General features: G+C 52.0%; 10 protein-coding genes, 2 tRNA genes, 1 rRNA gene and 1 pseudogene. 5 read left to right on the top strand and 9 right to left on the bottom strand.

What is annotated here, in order from left to right:
• Positions 1 to 102: 102 nt before the first annotated feature.
• Positions 103 to 1,458, top strand: coding sequence for an amino-acid N-acetyltransferase (argA, locus tag AC6IB1_RS05005; protein ID WP_497568059.1), 1,356 nt, complete (start codon positions 103 to 105; stop codon positions 1,456 to 1,458).
• Here argA and recD read toward each other — a convergent pair.
• From recD to AC6IB1_RS04985, 4 genes are all read right to left on the bottom strand, one after another.
• Complete coding sequence (gene recD, locus AC6IB1_RS05000) at positions 1,424 to 3,421, bottom strand: exodeoxyribonuclease V subunit alpha (protein ID WP_497568058.1); 1,998 nt, start codon at positions 3,419 to 3,421, stop codon at positions 1,424 to 1,426. The two genes, argA and recD, sit on opposite strands and share 35 nt — an antisense overlap.
• Positions 3,408 to 6,989, bottom strand: a complete 3,582-nt coding sequence (recB, locus tag AC6IB1_RS04995; RefSeq protein ID WP_497568057.1) for an exodeoxyribonuclease V subunit beta — start codon at positions 6,987 to 6,989, stop codon at positions 3,408 to 3,410. The genes recD and recB overlap by 14 nt, the downstream gene beginning before the upstream one ends.
• A 135-nt stretch (positions 6,990 to 7,124) precedes the next feature.
• The gene (recC, locus tag AC6IB1_RS04990; RefSeq protein ID WP_497568056.1) at positions 7,125 to 10,520 is read right to left on the bottom strand and encodes an exodeoxyribonuclease V subunit gamma; all 3,396 of its coding nucleotides are present in this window, start codon (positions 10,518 to 10,520) and stop codon (positions 7,125 to 7,127) included.
• 127 nt (positions 10,521 to 10,647) lie between these two features.
• Positions 10,648 to 11,604 (bottom strand): TDT family transporter, encoded by a 957-nt coding sequence (locus AC6IB1_RS04985; protein WP_497568055.1) that lies wholly within the window; start codon positions 11,602 to 11,604, stop codon positions 10,648 to 10,650.
• 128 nt (positions 11,605 to 11,732) lie between these two features.
• Here AC6IB1_RS04985 and AC6IB1_RS04980 point away from each other — a divergent pair, with 128 nt between their 5' ends.
• On the top strand, positions 11,733 to 12,641 hold the full coding sequence (locus AC6IB1_RS04980; protein ID WP_497568054.1) for a LysR substrate-binding domain-containing protein: 909 nt from the start codon (positions 11,733 to 11,735) through the stop codon (positions 12,639 to 12,641).
• Here the strand turns inward: AC6IB1_RS04980 and AC6IB1_RS04975 are convergent.
• Entirely contained in the window at positions 12,638 to 13,324 is a 687-nt protein-coding gene (locus AC6IB1_RS04975; protein ID WP_497568053.1) for a DNA-3-methyladenine glycosylase I, read from the bottom strand. The genes AC6IB1_RS04980 and AC6IB1_RS04975 overlap by 4 nt on opposite strands.
• A gap of 81 nt (positions 13,325 to 13,405) precedes the next feature.
• Between AC6IB1_RS04975 and AC6IB1_RS04970 the strand changes: the two genes are divergently transcribed.
• Positions 13,406 to 13,702: a YebG family protein gene (locus AC6IB1_RS04970; protein WP_497568052.1), complete on the top strand. Its 297-nt coding sequence runs from the start codon at positions 13,406 to 13,408 to the stop codon at positions 13,700 to 13,702.
• 226 nt (positions 13,703 to 13,928) lie between these two features.
• Positions 13,929 to 14,960: a 2,3,4,5-tetrahydropyridine-2,6-dicarboxylate N-succinyltransferase gene (gene dapD, locus AC6IB1_RS04965; protein WP_497568051.1), complete on the top strand. Its 1,032-nt coding sequence runs from the start codon at positions 13,929 to 13,931 to the stop codon at positions 14,958 to 14,960.
• A 73-nt stretch (positions 14,961 to 15,033) separates the two neighbouring features.
• Here dapD and AC6IB1_RS04960 read toward each other — a convergent pair whose 3' ends face one another.
• Complete coding sequence (locus tag AC6IB1_RS04960; protein ID WP_497568050.1) at positions 15,034 to 15,402, bottom strand: DUF2799 domain-containing protein; 369 nt, start codon at positions 15,400 to 15,402, stop codon at positions 15,034 to 15,036.
• A 164-nt stretch (positions 15,403 to 15,566) separates the two neighbouring features.
• Here AC6IB1_RS04960 and AC6IB1_RS04955 point away from each other — a divergent pair.
• Positions 15,567 to 15,684 (top strand): annotated as a pseudogene (locus AC6IB1_RS04955) (transposase); the annotation flags it as partial.
• Between the two features lie 235 nt (positions 15,685 to 15,919).
• Here AC6IB1_RS04955 and AC6IB1_RS04950 read toward each other — a convergent pair.
• The 3 genes from AC6IB1_RS04950 to rrf form a co-directional block, all read right to left on the bottom strand.
• Positions 15,920 to 15,996, bottom strand: a tRNA-Trp gene (locus AC6IB1_RS04950).
• 33 nt (positions 15,997 to 16,029) lie between these two features.
• Positions 16,030 to 16,106 (bottom strand) — tRNA-Asp (locus tag AC6IB1_RS04945).
• 42 nt (positions 16,107 to 16,148) lie between these two features.
• Positions 16,149 to 16,264, bottom strand: a 5S ribosomal RNA gene (rrf, locus tag AC6IB1_RS04940).
• Between the last annotated feature and the right edge of the window lie 4 nt (positions 16,265 to 16,268).

Raw genomic sequence — 16,268 nt, 5'->3', positions numbered from 1 at the left:
AACTCAGGCATTGAGAGTTTGAACCTGCGTCACTATGCTTGCCAAAACAAGAATAATTAGTCACTATCTAAGCATATAAAATCAAACTTATGGAGTAAGGTGTTGAAACTTCGCAGTACAGCACTCGTAAATGGATTTAGGCAATCAGCGCCCTACGTCAATGCACACCAAAACAAGACCATTGTTATCATGTTGGGCGGTGAAGTGATTGCAGATGCCAATTTTAGCAATATTGTCAATGATATAGCGCTATTAAATAGCCTTGGCCTTCGGCTGGTTCTGGTTTATGGGGCCAGACCCCAGATAAGCCAGTTACTCGAAAAACAGGGCATGGATACGCCGTATCACAAAGGAGTAAGAGTGACCGATTCAGCTGCACTGGAAGTCGTCAAACAGGCCGCTGGTCAGCTTCAGCTGGATATCACTGCCCGGCTTTCCATGAGCCTGAACAATACGCCGATGGCGGGTGCCCAGATCAATGTCGTCAGCGGCAACTTTGTTATCGCGCAACCGTTAGGTGTGGATGAAGGCGTCGACTACTGCCACAGCGGACGGATCCGCCGGATCGACATTGAAGGCGTTCACCGCCAGCTTGATCAGCACGCGATCGTATTGCTTGGCCCAGTCGCAAGTTCGGTGACCGGTGAGTGTTTTAACCTCACCTCAGAAGAAGTGGCGACCCAGCTTGCGATTCGACTCCATGCCGACAAGCTCATTGGATTCTGTTCTTTGCAGGGCGTGATTGGGCCTGACGGCAATGTGCTGTCAGAACTCTTCCCCCACCAGGCCGAAGAAATCCTGCGCCAGCGTGAAGTGGCTGGGGATATAAATTCCGGGACAATCCGCTTCCTGCGCGGCGCAGTGGCTGCTTGCCGATCAGGTGTGCCACGTTGCCACCTGTTAAGCTATAAAGTCGACGGTTCGTTGATTCAGGAACTGTTCTCGGTGGAAGGTATCGGCACCCAAATTGTCACCGAGAGCGCTGAGCGTATCCGCCAGGCTACCATTGATGATATCGGTGGCATACTTGAACTTATCCGCCCACTGGAAGAACAGGGTATCCTGGTGCGCCGTTCCAGAGAGCAACTCGAGCAGGAAATTCCCCGCTTTACCGTGATAGACAGGGATGAACGGATCATCGGCTGTGCTGCACTTTATCCCTACCCCGAATCACAAAGTGCGGAAATGGCCTGCGTGGCAGTGCATCCCGAGTACCGCGACAGCGACCGAGGCACTAACTTGCTGCAATACATTCAGCAGCAAGCCGTGCAATCAGGGCTAAAAACGATTTTTGTGCTGACGACCCGGAGTATTCACTGGTTCCGTGAACACGGGTTTGTCGAGGCTGACGTCAGTGCCTTACCGGATGCCAAGCAGGAGCTGTATAACCTGCAGCGTCGCTCCAAAGTACTGACGCTAGCCCTTAACGGGCGCGTAATGCGTCTGCCAGCCCGCTGAAACGCTGGGTTTTCCTTTTCACTGCCCGCGCCAGACTGGCGCGGGTTGCATACACATCCAGTCTGTCTTTGGCACGCGTAACCCCGGTATACACCAGTTCCCGCGTCATTACTGGTGTCGGCGTTGGCGGCAACACCAGAATGGTGTGACTGAATTCAGAGCCCTGTGATTTATGGATAGTCATGGCATACGCAGTCTGGAGCTCCGGCAGCCGACTGGGCAAGAAAGCCCTTACCGTGCCATCAGCCATTTCAAACACCACGCGAAGCCCCTCTTCCTGTTTCACGACAATACCGATATCACCGTTATACAAGCCAAGGCCGTGATCGTTTTGCGTCACCATCACCGGGCGTCCCGGATAGAAACTCTCTTCGCCGGGTGAAACCAGCCCTGCTTTGGCCAGCGCCTTTTCAATCACGCTGTTCAACCCTTTAACACCAAACGGCCCATCACTGAGGGCACAGAGCAGTCGGCATTCTGAAAAGCGCCGCAACACATCACGGGGCGGTAAGCCATCCACCATCGCCGTAAGGTAGGGCCGGTAGCCCTGAACAGCCAGCTGGATTGCCTCACTGTAGATATCTGTGTCGAGCTCGTGAAGGGCAATATCACGAAAACCGGATTGAATAACACGATCCAGGGTTCGGGTATCTCCGGCATTGATGGCATATGCCAGTTGCCCTACCCCAGACTGGGCATGGAAGCGGTAACTTTTCCTCAGCAAACAGACACTGTCTGAAACTGCCGGGAGCCCAGCCGCTTCCGGGAGCACAAAACCAGTCAGTGCTGACAGCAACTTCGCCCGCGATGGGCTAAAACCCTGTCCTGCCCCCAAACAGATATCGCCCAGCACAGCTCCGGCTTCTACCGACGCCAGCTGGTCTCGGTCACCAAGCAGAATGACCCGGGCATGCTCTGGCAACGCAGACAACAGCCTTGCCATCAGGGGCAAGTCCACCATTGACGCCTCGTCAACCACCAGTACATCCAAGTGCAGTCGGTTTCCCTGATGATGCCGAAACTCGACGCGGTTAGGAATGGCGCCCAGCAGACGGTGAATCGTCGAGGCCTGCGCCGGGATTTTACGCCGCACACTGTCTGTAACAGGCAATGCCTCTACCGCTTTACCAATGGATTCTGTCAGGCGGTTAGCCGCTTTCCCGGTGGGTGCCATCAGCTTGATTTCCGGCCCATTTGGGTTATCGCTGCTGCTGACAATGGCTGCAAGCAGCTTCGCCACCGTGGTGGTTTTTCCTGTTCCCGGGCCGCCGGATATGACAGCAAAGCGCGAACTCAGTGCGACTGCTGCCGCGACTTTCTGCCAGTTAAGCCTTGCACTGTCAGGCACGTGGCTGAGCACGTCATTATCACTGACACCAGCATCCAACGCTGCCTGAAGTGCGTGATAATCAATTTGGCTGCTGTCTGTGATATCAAAAAAATCTGCCAGCTTCGCCGCTTTTTCTTCGTCAGCCCATTGCGGATAGCGCGCCCGCAGAAAAGCCACATCGGGTGTGAACAGCTCATCCAGCACCGAACGTAAGTTCATTGGAAGCGGCAACTCCCCGCTCCGCTTGGCAATCTCACTGACAACCAGACACTCAGCCGCCCAGTAGCGATAGAGATAGAGGCGGCTGCCACTCAGCACCAGAGGGGTAGGCTGCGAGCCATCGCCGACAACCGGGGAGGCAGAGAGCAGCGAAAGGGCATTTTCCGGTGCCATTACCACGGCCAGCGACGCAGATTCAGCCGGCATCAGATCAAACAGTCTCGCGCCTTCCAGCGCAGAGAGATCGACACAGACATTTCCTTTCCCCAGCTCAAAGCTCACCAATGCTGCCCAGCCAACAACCGGGGAGTTTTCATCCCCCAGCTGCTCGCCGATAAACTGGGAAAACTGGCGATCAATGGCCCGGATGGCGTTGCGTTTATACAGAGCCTCGAGTTTTTCACTTATCACCATTCAGCACATCTCCGTCAGAAAACAATGCATCCAACCCATCCAGCAGTGCCTGCGAGGGGGTAGTGTAAAAAATGCCGTGGCGGGTTCCCGCCTCAATTCCACGGACAAACAGGTAATAAACACCGCCAAAGTGGCAGGCAGGATCATAGTCCGGCAGCCGCTGGCGCAGGAAACGGTGGAGTGCCAGTGAATAAATCTGGTACTGGAAGTCATAGCGATGCTCAACCATTGCCTGACAAAGAGCCTCTTCGGTGTAATCCGCTGGGGAATCCCCGAGATAGTTGGACTTCCAGTCAAGGACGAAATAACGCCCCTGCCAGCAAAATACCAGGTCAATAAACCCTTTTAACATGCCACTTGCAGTTTCAAAATGCAGCTCCCCCGCCTGTGCCGATAAGGGATCGTGTTCCGCAATCAGACGGTTCAGCCGCCCGCTGTCGAGCCGCTCTACCGGCATGACAAATTCCATTTCGGTTAAACGTGCTGGCGCATCAATGTGCGCCAGCGTCAGCCCTTGCGCATTCAGCGGTTGGTTCACCACATCTGACAGCAGTTTTTGCAACACCGGCACCCAGTGTTCGTCGTAATTCTCCAGCAGCAAGGCATGGCGGATCATCTCTGCGACATCCTCGCTGTACATATCATCGCCAAACCCGACGTTTTCAAACAGGGTATGCAAGAACGTGCCGGGTCGCGCCCCTTTCGGAAACTGGAAAATCGACAGCGCGGCTTCCGTTTGGGTTTCTTCTGTCTCTTGCTTTTCCTCGGCAGCATCGATATCGAAGGCCGGCAAATCCGGCAGTGCACTGACATGCCCTTGTTTGACAAGACCAGAATAACTGGTCAGGCGCCAGTCCCGGCGGATATGGCCAGTAAAATTGCGGGCTTCAATGGCTTCACCGCTCGCCGCTTCTACCACCAGCTGGCCTTCCACACGCGGTGGCGGCGGGCGCCTTACCATGCTGTCTGTGCTGGCGACCAATGCATCCACCGCTGCAACCAATCCGTTGGCGTCTGTCGCGTCGCCTTTCTGGAGAAGATAGCCCAGCGCAGACTTATGAAGCCCGGTATCACCGGACGATTTCTTACCGTCTTTAAGGGGGGCCAGGCCAATAAAACAGCCATATACCGCACGGGTCAGTGCCACATAGACCAGACGTAAGTCTTCAGCCAGGCGCTCTTTATCAGCCTGTTCAATCGCAACATCCGGCTCGCTCAACGACAGGGTTGGCGTGTGGTTCTCATCGTGGAAGAAAGGACGATCTGACGGACGGAAGTTGCAGGCAAACGGCAGGTAAACCAGATTGTATTCCAGACCTTTGGATTTGTGGATGGTCACAATCTGCACCAGATCGCGCTCTGACTCCAGTCGTACCTGCTGTTCTTCGCTGTTGCCATTGGGATTATCGATATGATCGGCCAGCCAGCGAATTAAGGCATGGTGGCTGTCCAGTGTCTGACTGGCCTGTTGCAATAGCTCACCCAAGTGCATCAGGTCAGTCAGTGCCCGCTCACCCTGATCTTCACTCAGCAAGCGCTCCGCAATACCCCGGCGCTGCATCACCTGACGCAGCATCGGCATGACGCCACGGCTGAACCAGACACTCTGGTAGGTGGAGAATTCGACAACCGCCCGTTCCCACGCCTTTTCATCGTGGTTGAGGGTATCAATCTCACCTGCTGTTAACGCGAACAGCCCACTGGCAAGTGCCGCGCGAAGTGTCCGCTCACTATCAGGCGTCAGGACAGCCATCAGCAGCCTTTGTACATCTGCCGCCAGAGGGCAGGAAAACACGCTGTCTCGGTTGGAAAGGTAGACGGAAGCAATCCCCTGTCTTGCCAGTGCCCGCTTAACTTTCGCCGCCTCACTGCCTGTGCGGACCAGCACTGCAATGTCACCCGCCTTCACTGGGGTGCGGGCCTCTCCCTTGGCAAAAAAGGCGTTACCTTCAGCGGCTTTTGTCAGCACCTCGCGGATGCTGCTTGCTGTGGCATCTGCCATTTGGGTTTCGTAATCACCACGGGTCACTAAGCCCAAGGTTTCATCGAGCCAGAATGTCATCGCAGCTTGCTTGACGCCGTCCACTTCCCACTGTTTTTTTTCTGCGCCCGGTGAATGCGCCACCGGCGTGAAAGGAATGTCGTCGTCATAAACGAACGGCGACGCTGCTTCTTTAAACACATGGTTGACGGCATCAACCACACCGGCGGTGGAACGCCAGTTGGTACCGAGGTTGTAGTGATCAGCGACCTGACGGCGCGCATGGATATAGGTAAAGATATCCGCACCGCGGAAGGCATAGATAGCCTGTTTCGGGTCACCAATCATAAACAGGCCACACTCAGGCTGGGCCATATAAATGTCGCTGAAGATCTGGTACTGCTGCGGGTCGGTATCCTGGAACTCGTCAATCATCGCAACCGGGTACAATTCACGGATACGCGCTGCCAACAGCCCTTGTTCATCCTGCACTAAAGCCTGGGAGAGCTGGGAAAGCAGGTCATCAAATGACAGCCAGCCAAAACGCCGCTTCTCCTGCGCCAACAATAACCGCACCTCACGGATGGCATGGGCTGTCAGCGCGTCTTTCAACGTTGGGGGATTTGCCACCAGCGTATCAATCGCGTCAAAAACCGGATGGACAGGCGCTTCCCCTTTCTTGGTTTTCTCTGCCAACATCGATGCAGAAAAACGGTCAAGGTTTTTGGGTAATCCATACCCTGTGGTTGGACGCGAAGCCCAGTCTGTGACTTCCCCCAACCAGTTTGGCAGGGATTTCTTGCTGTAGCTGCGCTTATCAACGCCTGAACCGGCAATTAACGCCGCCACATCGGCGGCAGCGGCCAACCACGCAGTTTTCACCCCGTCAATACGCGCCAGGTTTTGCTGGTGCAAGGCATCAAGGCTTTCCGGCATGTCCGGAGCCTTGATGGTAACCATAGGCCCGGACAGATAAGGAGCAATCTCTTTAAGCAGTGACAGAGGCGATGCCCAATAACCACACACCACACCTGCCAGCGATTTAGGTAACGGGTAGAACTGACGACGCCAGTAATCCGCCACTGCGCGCTCACGCAGAGCGCTCTCATCAGTGATAAATTCGTTGGTAAACAGGCTGCCAGACTCAAAGGCATTCTGGGTCAGCATTCGCTGGCAAAAACCATGGATGGTATAAATGGCGGCCTCGTCCATTTGCTGCTCAGCCCTCATCAACAGTAATTGAGCTTGCTTATGATTGGAGCATTCAGATAAAAGCTGATCTATAACAATAGCTTTACCCGGATCGATGCCATCAGTATTGCCTCGAGTAAATGCTAACCGACCATCGTGGATCCAGCTTCGTATCCGGTCACGGAGCTCCTGAGTCGCCGCTTCGGTAAAGGTCACCACCAGAATTTTATCGACACTCAGTGGCCGGGGGTGTGCGGTATCTTTATTGCCATGCCCCAACAGCAGGCGCAGGTATAAGCCGGCAATGGTGAAGGTTTTCCCGGTACCGGCTGAGGCTTCAATCAATCGCTGCCCATGAAGGGGAAATGTCATGGGTTCAAGAAGTTGGGTTGACATGCAATGTTGGCTCAAGGGAAAGAATGTCCTTAGTTTATCAATGCGGTGACAGTTTGTAATTGAGTTGCACGCCAGGCAGTTACCAGTGTGCAAACGTAGAATTCAGACTAATGCAATCACTCACAGATCTCGGGTTTAGTCCGGTTTTTTCTCACCGTCCAGCGCCGGCAACAGCACTGCCTTACCCAGTTCAAACACGGTATCAAGCAGCGCATCATCGGCTTGTGGCCAGACACGCGCTACATAGGTGTTTTCCCCCTCTCCTGACACCATATACCCCCCTTCAAAAGCCGCGCGCATCTTACTGCGTGCCTTGTCCATGGTGACATCATCTTCTGACCAGTGACCGTCTTTATCGATACACGCGGAAAGGCCTGCCATGGCGGTATTGGGCAAAAACGCCAACGGGGCTTCTGTACCTGCCAGGTAATACTCAACATAATCAACAAGCGCCGTTATCGCGCTTTCTGCACTGACCGGCGCCCACACCACCTCTTCGTCAACACCGATAAAGCAGGTATCCAGTGCCTCTCCCGCAGCACACTGGCAAAGGTGGTCAATCCAGGCTGAAAGCCTGTCCTGTGCCCTTACCTTGCCGCTTCGGTACAGAATTCGTCCTGCACGGTAGCGCTCATCCAGCCACCCCTGCAGTTTCACGGTACCCCGGGATGTCACAAGGGTGAGGTTAATTTCAAGGGCCTGACGTTTGTCAGCAATCATAGGTTTCAGGCGCTGGTACTGTGCCAGAATACCTGCCTGCTCACTTTCCAGCGCCAGTTCACCGAAATGACTCAATGGCAGGGCACCACTGGCTTTCTGCTGTTTAAAAAAGGCGTCCAGCGAGGCCTCGCTGTCACCGTTTGCCATCACATGGGTGAGGAGCGCATCTCGTAACTGGTAGCGGCGAAGGTTATCAAGCGCAAAAGGCTCTGCCTCTTCCATCGCCCCTTCCGGAGATTCAAAAAACACTTTCAGGCGACGGTTGAAGAAATACTGCACTGGTAGCCGCCAGAAACGCTGAAGCTCAGCCAGCTCAATGACCCCGACATCCAGATCCGGTGCCGGATTTAATGCACGGCCATCAAGGAACGGGGCCGCCGCATGACCTTCACCGCGCGCTGCTGGCAGCCATTCTGCCGCATAGCTGCGCCGGTTCTGACTGAACGCCTGTTTACTGAAGGGCACCAAAGGACTGTGATGCACCAGTGTGTCCAATAAACGCAGGCCTGACTCATGTTCAGGCAGGGACTGGTCGCCTTCCAGACAGTACCCCTGGCGACAATAATCCAGCAGCTCCGTGACCAGCACGGATGGCACTTTTTCGCTATTGTCCTGCACCGAGCGTCCAACATAGCTGATGTAAAGGCGTTGCTGTGCCGATTGCAGTGCTTCAAGGAACAGGTAGCGGTCATCATCACGGCGGGAGCGATCGCCTGCACGGGTGCGCCCTGCCATCAGATCAAAGCCGACCGGGGCAATGGTACGGGGATAGTCGCCATCATTCATACCGAGAAGACAAACCACCTGAAAGGGAATCGAACGCATTGGCATCAGGGTACAAAAGTTCACCTGACCGGCCAGAAAACGCTGGCTGACCCGCTCGCCGCCCAGCTTTTCTTTGAGGTAGTCACGGACAATCGGCAAGGCCAGCGTCTGCGTGAATCCTGCATCGTCCAATTGCGTCAGCCAGTTATCCATCTGGGTACGTATCAACTGTCCGGCAAGCTCCTCGTCAGTATCCAGCGCAAACATGTCATCAAACAGTGAGGTCAAAGCCTGTATCCAGCCTTCGCCATTTTTGGCATCGAGCAAGGCAGTTTGGGTCGCGGTCATCACCCTGAAAAATGCCCCAAGCTTGCCGGCAAGCTCGGCTTCCAGCCCCTGCACTTCATCATAGGCCAGTACATCGTTATAAAGGCCGGCGCTACTTGGCATTGCATATCCCAACAGCATGCGGTTTAAGCCAAACAGCCAGGTGTTCTGGTGCTGATGTGGGAGGGAAAAATGTGAGGCGGTGGTATCATCGAGTCCCCAGCGGATACCGGCCTCTTCAACCCAGAGTTTCACTTTTTCAAACTGGCGATTGTCGAAACCAAATTTGCGCATTACGGCCGGTAATTCGAGAATTTCCAGCAACTCTGCTGCGCTGCAACGGCTATCAGGCAAACTCAACAGGCGCAGGAAAGTGGTCAGGATCGGGCTTTCCTGATCGGCCGTGCGGTCAGAAATCGAAAACGGAATAAAACGCTCACCGGGTGCATTGCCAAACACCGCCTGAATGGCCGGGCTGTAAGCATTGATGTCCGCCACCATCACGATAATATCCCGTGGTGACAGGGCTGGATCGCTTTCCAGCATGTCCAGCAACCTGTCATGCAATACTTCCACCTCGCGCATTGGGCTGTGGCAAACTTCAACCATCAGGGAACGATCATCGGCAGACACCGGCAACTTACTTTCGCTGGTCAGGGTTTCCTGGATATTCCCCGGCTCAACCAGGTCGAGGATGTCTGCCTGAATATGATGAAGAAGACTGTCACGGGGAACCTCGACAAACCCCTGGTCGACTTCATGACACTGAAGCTCTGAAATCAGCAATAAGTTATCGCGCCCCAGTTTGCCCATCGAGGCCAGCAAGCTGTTCCCGACTTCTGCGGTGTCATCTTCCCCGATAAGCGGCAAGGCAAATTGTGCCGGTTCTTCCGTATCGCTGGCACGGCTGATTCGCGGCACCATGCTGGCGGCGCGCTTTGCCAGATACCGCTTATCCCGGATATCCCCCCAGTAGTAGCGACACGGGTTGGTAAACATGTAGTGGACATCAATGTGCTCACCAAGCGCTTTCAATGCATCCAGATAACGCGGTGGTAGGGCAGAAATACCAAACACAAACACCCGGTCAATACCCTGCAGCCCTTCCGGCTTTTCCTTGCGGGAAGAAAGCACATCAATGAACTCTTCATACAGGTTTGCCCGGTGGAAAGGTGATTGCCCCAGTTGCAGGGTGTAGTCGTAAAGCGCCTGCCAAAGCACAGCTTGCCAGCGCTTTTCCTCAGCCAGCTCATCAACCAGCTGTTCATTCTCCCACGCTTTTATCCATTCAGGGCGGTATACCAGATACTGGTCATAAATATCGGCAATCTTACCTGCCAGTTGATAAAGCTTTTGTTGGTCGTCATCACCATCAAGGTAACGCCTAAGTTCGTCAAAATCGGGCTCACCGAGCTTTTCCGGCAGTACTGTCATCAACTTCCAGGTCATCGCCTCTTTGTTGAAAAAGCTGCGCTGTGGCACATCATCCAAAATCTGGGTAAACATCTGCCAGATAAAGGTGGCGGGAAGCGGAAACTCGACGTTGGCAGCAATGCCCTGCTCTTTCGCCATTTCCAACTTAAGCCACTGCGCCATCCCCGGACTTTGTACCAGAATCACCTCTTTCTGGAACGGATTATCCAACGGCTTACTCTGAATGATGGTAACCAGCAGGCTTTTCAGCAGATCCAATTGGTTAGAGTGATAGACAGTAAACACAGGTGAGACTCTTGAGAACGATCATGCTGAGATTGTGGCGGAATGCTCTCAAGAGTGCAATTGAATGCGCGTGGCGTAACTCATGGAACCTAAAATGAAAAAGCCTGCGCGAGGGCAGGCCTTGTTTTTATGCAATTGCTGGTGTTTTCCATTGCAGAGAGATAAAGCGGCGATAGTGCATAGCTACATAGACGACTACCAAGGTCGCCACCACTAACTCAATCACACCTATGACAAAAACCTGATTCACGTAGTGAGCGGCAACACCGACCGATTCAAGCCAAGCCGCCGTTTTAAACAGTGCTGTTGCACCAATCACCATCGGGAAGGTAAAAGCGGCATATCCCGGAGAAAATGGCAACCGGAGCAATTTTGCAAACGACACATAGATAACCAGCGTCATCAGCAATGCAATACCCAGCAACACAGAGACAAGTACAGGCGATGGCGACGAATTTACGGTCAGATACCCAGCCAAAGACAGGCTTGCTGGCGCGGCTAGAATCGCAATGGTCGGTTTTGCAGCATCAGGCACTTCACTGCAGAAGATCAGGCGATACAGCATTAAGGGCAGCAGCACTGCATAAGCCAGCAACCCAAACAGCATAATGGCATCTGCCACTGGACGAAGCACCGGATTACCTGAGAAAGCCACATCCGCAACAATCAACCCTACAGGCGGTACAAACCAGCTTGGCACCATATGTGTCAATGAAAAGTCACGTGTCCGGTGATAAATAAATGAAACCAAGAACGCAACATGCGCAACAATTGCAAGCATCCACAATGTATCACCAACCAATGGAGACCATTTTCCGATGGACGCCGATACAATCATCATTCCCATCGCAAACGTCGGCACCACACTCCCCACAACAGGATGCTGTAAATCGTTCCACAGGCCTTGGGGGGAGAAAGTAAATTTCAGTGCGATCATCAGTAGCATCACACCACCAATTATTGCGCCCACTGTCTGGGCATGACCACCAAAGTTACCTACGTTTTCCCAGCTCCAGCCAAGGCTGGCTATCGCCAGCGCCAGACCGGCCATGGGGGTAGGAAGTAAGTTGAGACGTCTACGCATTGTTCTGCCACATCTTTAGAAGAAATACACATAAAATATAATAGAACGGCATTGATATTTAGTATATCTGAATATTTTTAACCTTAAGTTAAGTTAAAATTAAAAAAAGAATGACTCAGGTATCCACCATGTCGGTATCACTTCGCCAGTTGCAGGTATTCGTTGCTGTTGCTCAAGAAAAAACCATTACTGCTGCATCCAGCCTGCTTTATTTGTCCAAGCCGGCAGTCAGCATGGCCATCACTGAACTGGAAAACCAGCTCGGCCACAAGCTGTTTGAACGGGTTAATAATCGATTAATTCTCAACGAGCAAGGGCGACGACTATTACCACTGGCCGATGAACTTCTAACCCGGACAGATGAAATCTCTAAAGTGCTCGATTCCAATGAAGCATTAACCGGCCATTTGCGGATTGGAGCCAGTGATACTATCGGTAACCAACTGGTCCCTTTTCTGTTGCGGGATTTCCGGGCAGAGAGTCGTCATGCTGATCAAGCGTTAGTGATTTCAAATAGCCAATCGATTATCGACCGGATTCTCGCCTTTGAGCTCGATATTGGACTTATCGAAGGTCAAGGCGAAAATAAACACTATCTGGAAAATGAAGATCTGGAAATAGAGCCTTGGCTGTCAGATGAAATGTGTATTGTTTGTGCGGTTGACCATTCTTTGGCAGGGCAGGAGAAGATCACGCTGCTTGACCTTGAAAACCATCACTGGTTACTGAGAGAAACCGGCTCGGGCACGCGGGAACACTTTCTTTCACAAATCGCGCCCCGGCTGGAAAACTGGAGAGTTGCTTTTGAACTTCGTACCACAGAAGCCATTATTAACTGCGCAGCGGCAGGGCTCGGGCTGGCGTATCTGTCTACTTTGGCTGCCCGCCACGCGATTGCAAATAAGCGATTGCACAAACTGACCTTGCCCCTTGATTTACAGCGCCAATATTGGCTCGTCCACCATAAAAGCAAATACCACTCACCTTTGTTTGAGCGTTTTCTCTCATTTGCGGCAAAGTGGCAAATCCGTGATTAGTAACGGTTATCACCCACGCTGAAGGCAATAATCTGACTGATTTGACAAAGCGGACGACCACTTTCCTCTTTCCAGTGGTTAAACGCGGCCTGTGCAGCATTTAATGATTTTCGGGTATCACGTCCGCCATCAATTATCTTGTGCGCACGTAAATACGCTTCAACATCTCCGGATAGAATAAACGTATCCTTCTCCATCAAACGCAGGGAGTAAGGCCCGGTATTCCCGCCTAACCTGCTGCCGTGTTTCTTCAGGTACGCCCACAAACCAATAATGTCGTCTTCCGGCCATTCTGCAATAAACCGGGAGAAACTGCCGTGCTGCTTGGCGATACGCTGAATCATTTGTGCGTTATGGGGAATCGTCATGACCTTACCAAGATGACGGATAATCGCGGGATTGGTGGCTTTTTCTTCCCACATTTCAGGCGGTGTCAGACACATCTTTTCGATATCAAACCCCCAGAAGACCTCTTCAAAGCCCGGCCATTTGTTTCGTACCACCTGCCAGTTCATGCCAGACTGGAAAATCGTCTGGCTAAACGTTGCCAGCCAGCGATCATCGGTGATTTCACACAATTCTTGTTGACGTTTGGGATAAGCAAGGCGTTGCTCTAAATCACTGTTGCTTCCCTTTCTTGTTGCAGCTCGAAGATAGATATCTGAGAATTTTTCCAATGCCATCACAGTAATCACGGTTAGACTAGACAGGTCGATCTACTCTACTGTATAAACAGCCAGTAGACAAATTAAGAGGGGTTAACCATGGCCGTTATCGTCAAATATGTGGTTGAACGCAACGGAGAAGAGAAGATGACTTTTACCTCTAAAGCGGAAGCTGATGCGTATGACAAAATGCTGGATATGGCAGATGAGCTGTTTGAACTGCTGGGTAAAAGCGATGTGGTAGGTGATGAAGGACAGCGGGAAGAACTGTCTCTCTTCCTGGCACAAAACCGTGAAGAAGTCCTCTTTGCTCTGGGCGCAAAACGCAAACCTGCGCCAAAACCAACAAAAAAGAAAGCCGAAGCGACCAAAGATGATGATGCGGAAGCTGCTTGAACCTGACAAACGCTCCTGACACGGAGCGTTTTTTATTTTACGTTTGTGCTATTTTTCGGTCTATCACTCGCCATTTTTACCCAAGTACCGTTAATCCCGTGTATTCTCCCCAGATACCCTTCAATCTTGCTGAAGTTCACTTTAAGATGTCTCCAGCAATCACAATTATCATGCTGCTTCTGGTTTACTCAGCAGCAGATTAAAAAGACAAGGAGATTCCCGCATCATGGCCAGTTTTGCTCTTGCGTTTGGCACCGCGACAAAAAACAAAGACGGAAAAATCATTGAAGCGTTTTTCCCAACGCCAGTATTGAATCCTTCAGACGCACTGGTTTCTGCGCTTTCAAGTGTTGTTGGCTACAGTGAAGGCAATCAGGTATTCGACATCGACGCCTCTCAATGCGGCGCGATTTCTGCCGCATTTTCTTCAGCGGATGAACAAGCAGCAGCCAGCTTCGCAGCAAAAGCGGCAGACTCCAAACAGCCTCTGGTACTGGTTATTCTGGGTACGGATGAGAAGCCGGCAAGTGTTGCAGAGGGCTTTCTGAAGCTTCAGTTGATCTCCCACCGTCTGGCAAAACCGCATAGCATTGTGCTGGATGGTATTTTTGGCCTGCTGCACAACATTGCCTGGACCAACCAGGGACCTATCGACCTGCCAGAGCTGGCAGAGCGTCAAATGGAAGCCCGCCTGAAAGGCGAAACACTGACCGTTGACTGTGTTGATAAGTTTCCGAAGATGGTTGACTACGTGGTTCCTGCGGGCGTTCGTATTGCAGACACCGCGCGTGTACGCCTGGGTGCACATGTAGGTGAAGGCACAACCGTGATGCATGAAGGCTTTATCAACTTTAACGCCGGTACGGAAGGTGTAAGCATGGTTGAAGGCCGCATTTCTGCAGGTGTCATGGTGGGTAACGGCAGTGACATTGGCGGCGGCGCGTCCATCATGGGCACCCTGAGTGGCGGTGGTCAGATTGTCATATCTATCGGCGAGAATAGTTTGCTGGGCGCTAATGCTGGCCTTGGTTTCCCATTGGGCGATCGCTGCACCATCGAATCTGGTCTTTATGTGACTGCAGGCACCAAGGTCACCATGCTGGATTCAAGCGGCCAGGAAGTGGAAACCGTAAAAGCACGCGACCTTGCAGGCAAACCAGACCTGTTGTTCCGCCGCAACTCTATCACCGGTAAGATTGAATGCCTGACCAACAAGTCGGCCGTTGAACTGAATGCAGAGCTCCACGCGAACAACTAAGTATTCAACCTGTTGTAACGAAAAAAGCTGACATCTTTATGTCAGCTTTTTTGTGTTTTTGACTCAAGAAACACTAGAGGGAGATGCGATCCATTTGTGATGCACCTCTGCCAATATTCCAGTTTTGGTAAAAGATCCAACCGTCCTTCCGATCGTCACAGAAACCATCGTATCTTTCCCCCATAAACCCCATCTTAAATGCACGCGAAGGGTCACAAAAAGCATCTTTCGACACTTGATATGCAGAGATATAGAGTGCTTGTTCGGCGGGATCGATTGCCCCTAATTCTGAAAGTGATGATTCAGATCTCTGAGGATGCTGTAAAGAGACATCGCGCTCAGCAAGGCCTTCCCAATCCTGATGTAGAGCAACGTTAAGCGTAGATGTGCTGGTACACCCAACAACGAGTAGAACAGGCAAAAATAATACCAGTTTTTTCATTGTCACTTTCCTCTCCACTAGAACGGTAATTTAACACGCTTTCATAAACAAAAACTGAACGGCATCGTAGATAGTACCCACTTGTCATCATGGGTACGAGCCTGCTGGCATCTGTCGTATCTTGCTGACCGGGTTCAGTAACGCGGCTATTATCTAACATGATGCCTTATTCTCCAGAGCTAAATCCTATAGAGCAGATATGGAGCTGGCTACGGCAAAAACGAAGTAACCAATCGGCGCTTTGAGAGTTATGAAGATATCATCAATAAGCCTTGCAGCCTGAGAGCTGTTTAGAAAAGATAAACACAGGGCCATGTCACCTTGCTTTAGGAGCAGGGCGAATCTGATTAGCTAATTAATGGAATTTGCATAAGTCTAAGGGAAAAAGAGAAAGCTTCAGCAGGGTTATTTTGGAGAATGAGGAAGTGCACTCTCCTGTATAGCAGTATGCTCCATTCATGAGAATGTTGCATAAAAATATAATAAGGCCTCATCAGGTATGCTGAGGCCTTATATATGGCAGGGGTGGAGGGATTCGAACCCCCAACACGCGGATTTGGAATCCGCTGCTCTGCCAATTGGAGCTACACCCCTATTACTTTTTAAGAGTTAAGATCTTGAAATAAGTGGCGGAGCGGACGGGACTCGAACCCGCGACCCCCGGCGTGACAGGCCGGTATTCTAACCAACTGAACTACCGCTCCACTCAGATTACTGTGTATTAAACACAATAACCTAAATTAGACGCCTGGCGATGTCCTACTCTCACATGGGGAGACCCCACACTACCATCGGCGCTGTTACGTTTCACTTCTGAGTTCGGCATGGAGTCAGGTGGGTCCATAACGCTATGGTCGCCAAGCAAA

It is taken from the genome of Grimontia sp. THUN1695, assembly GCF_059704325.2.
This window is presented reverse-complemented; position numbering and strand designations above follow the sequence as displayed.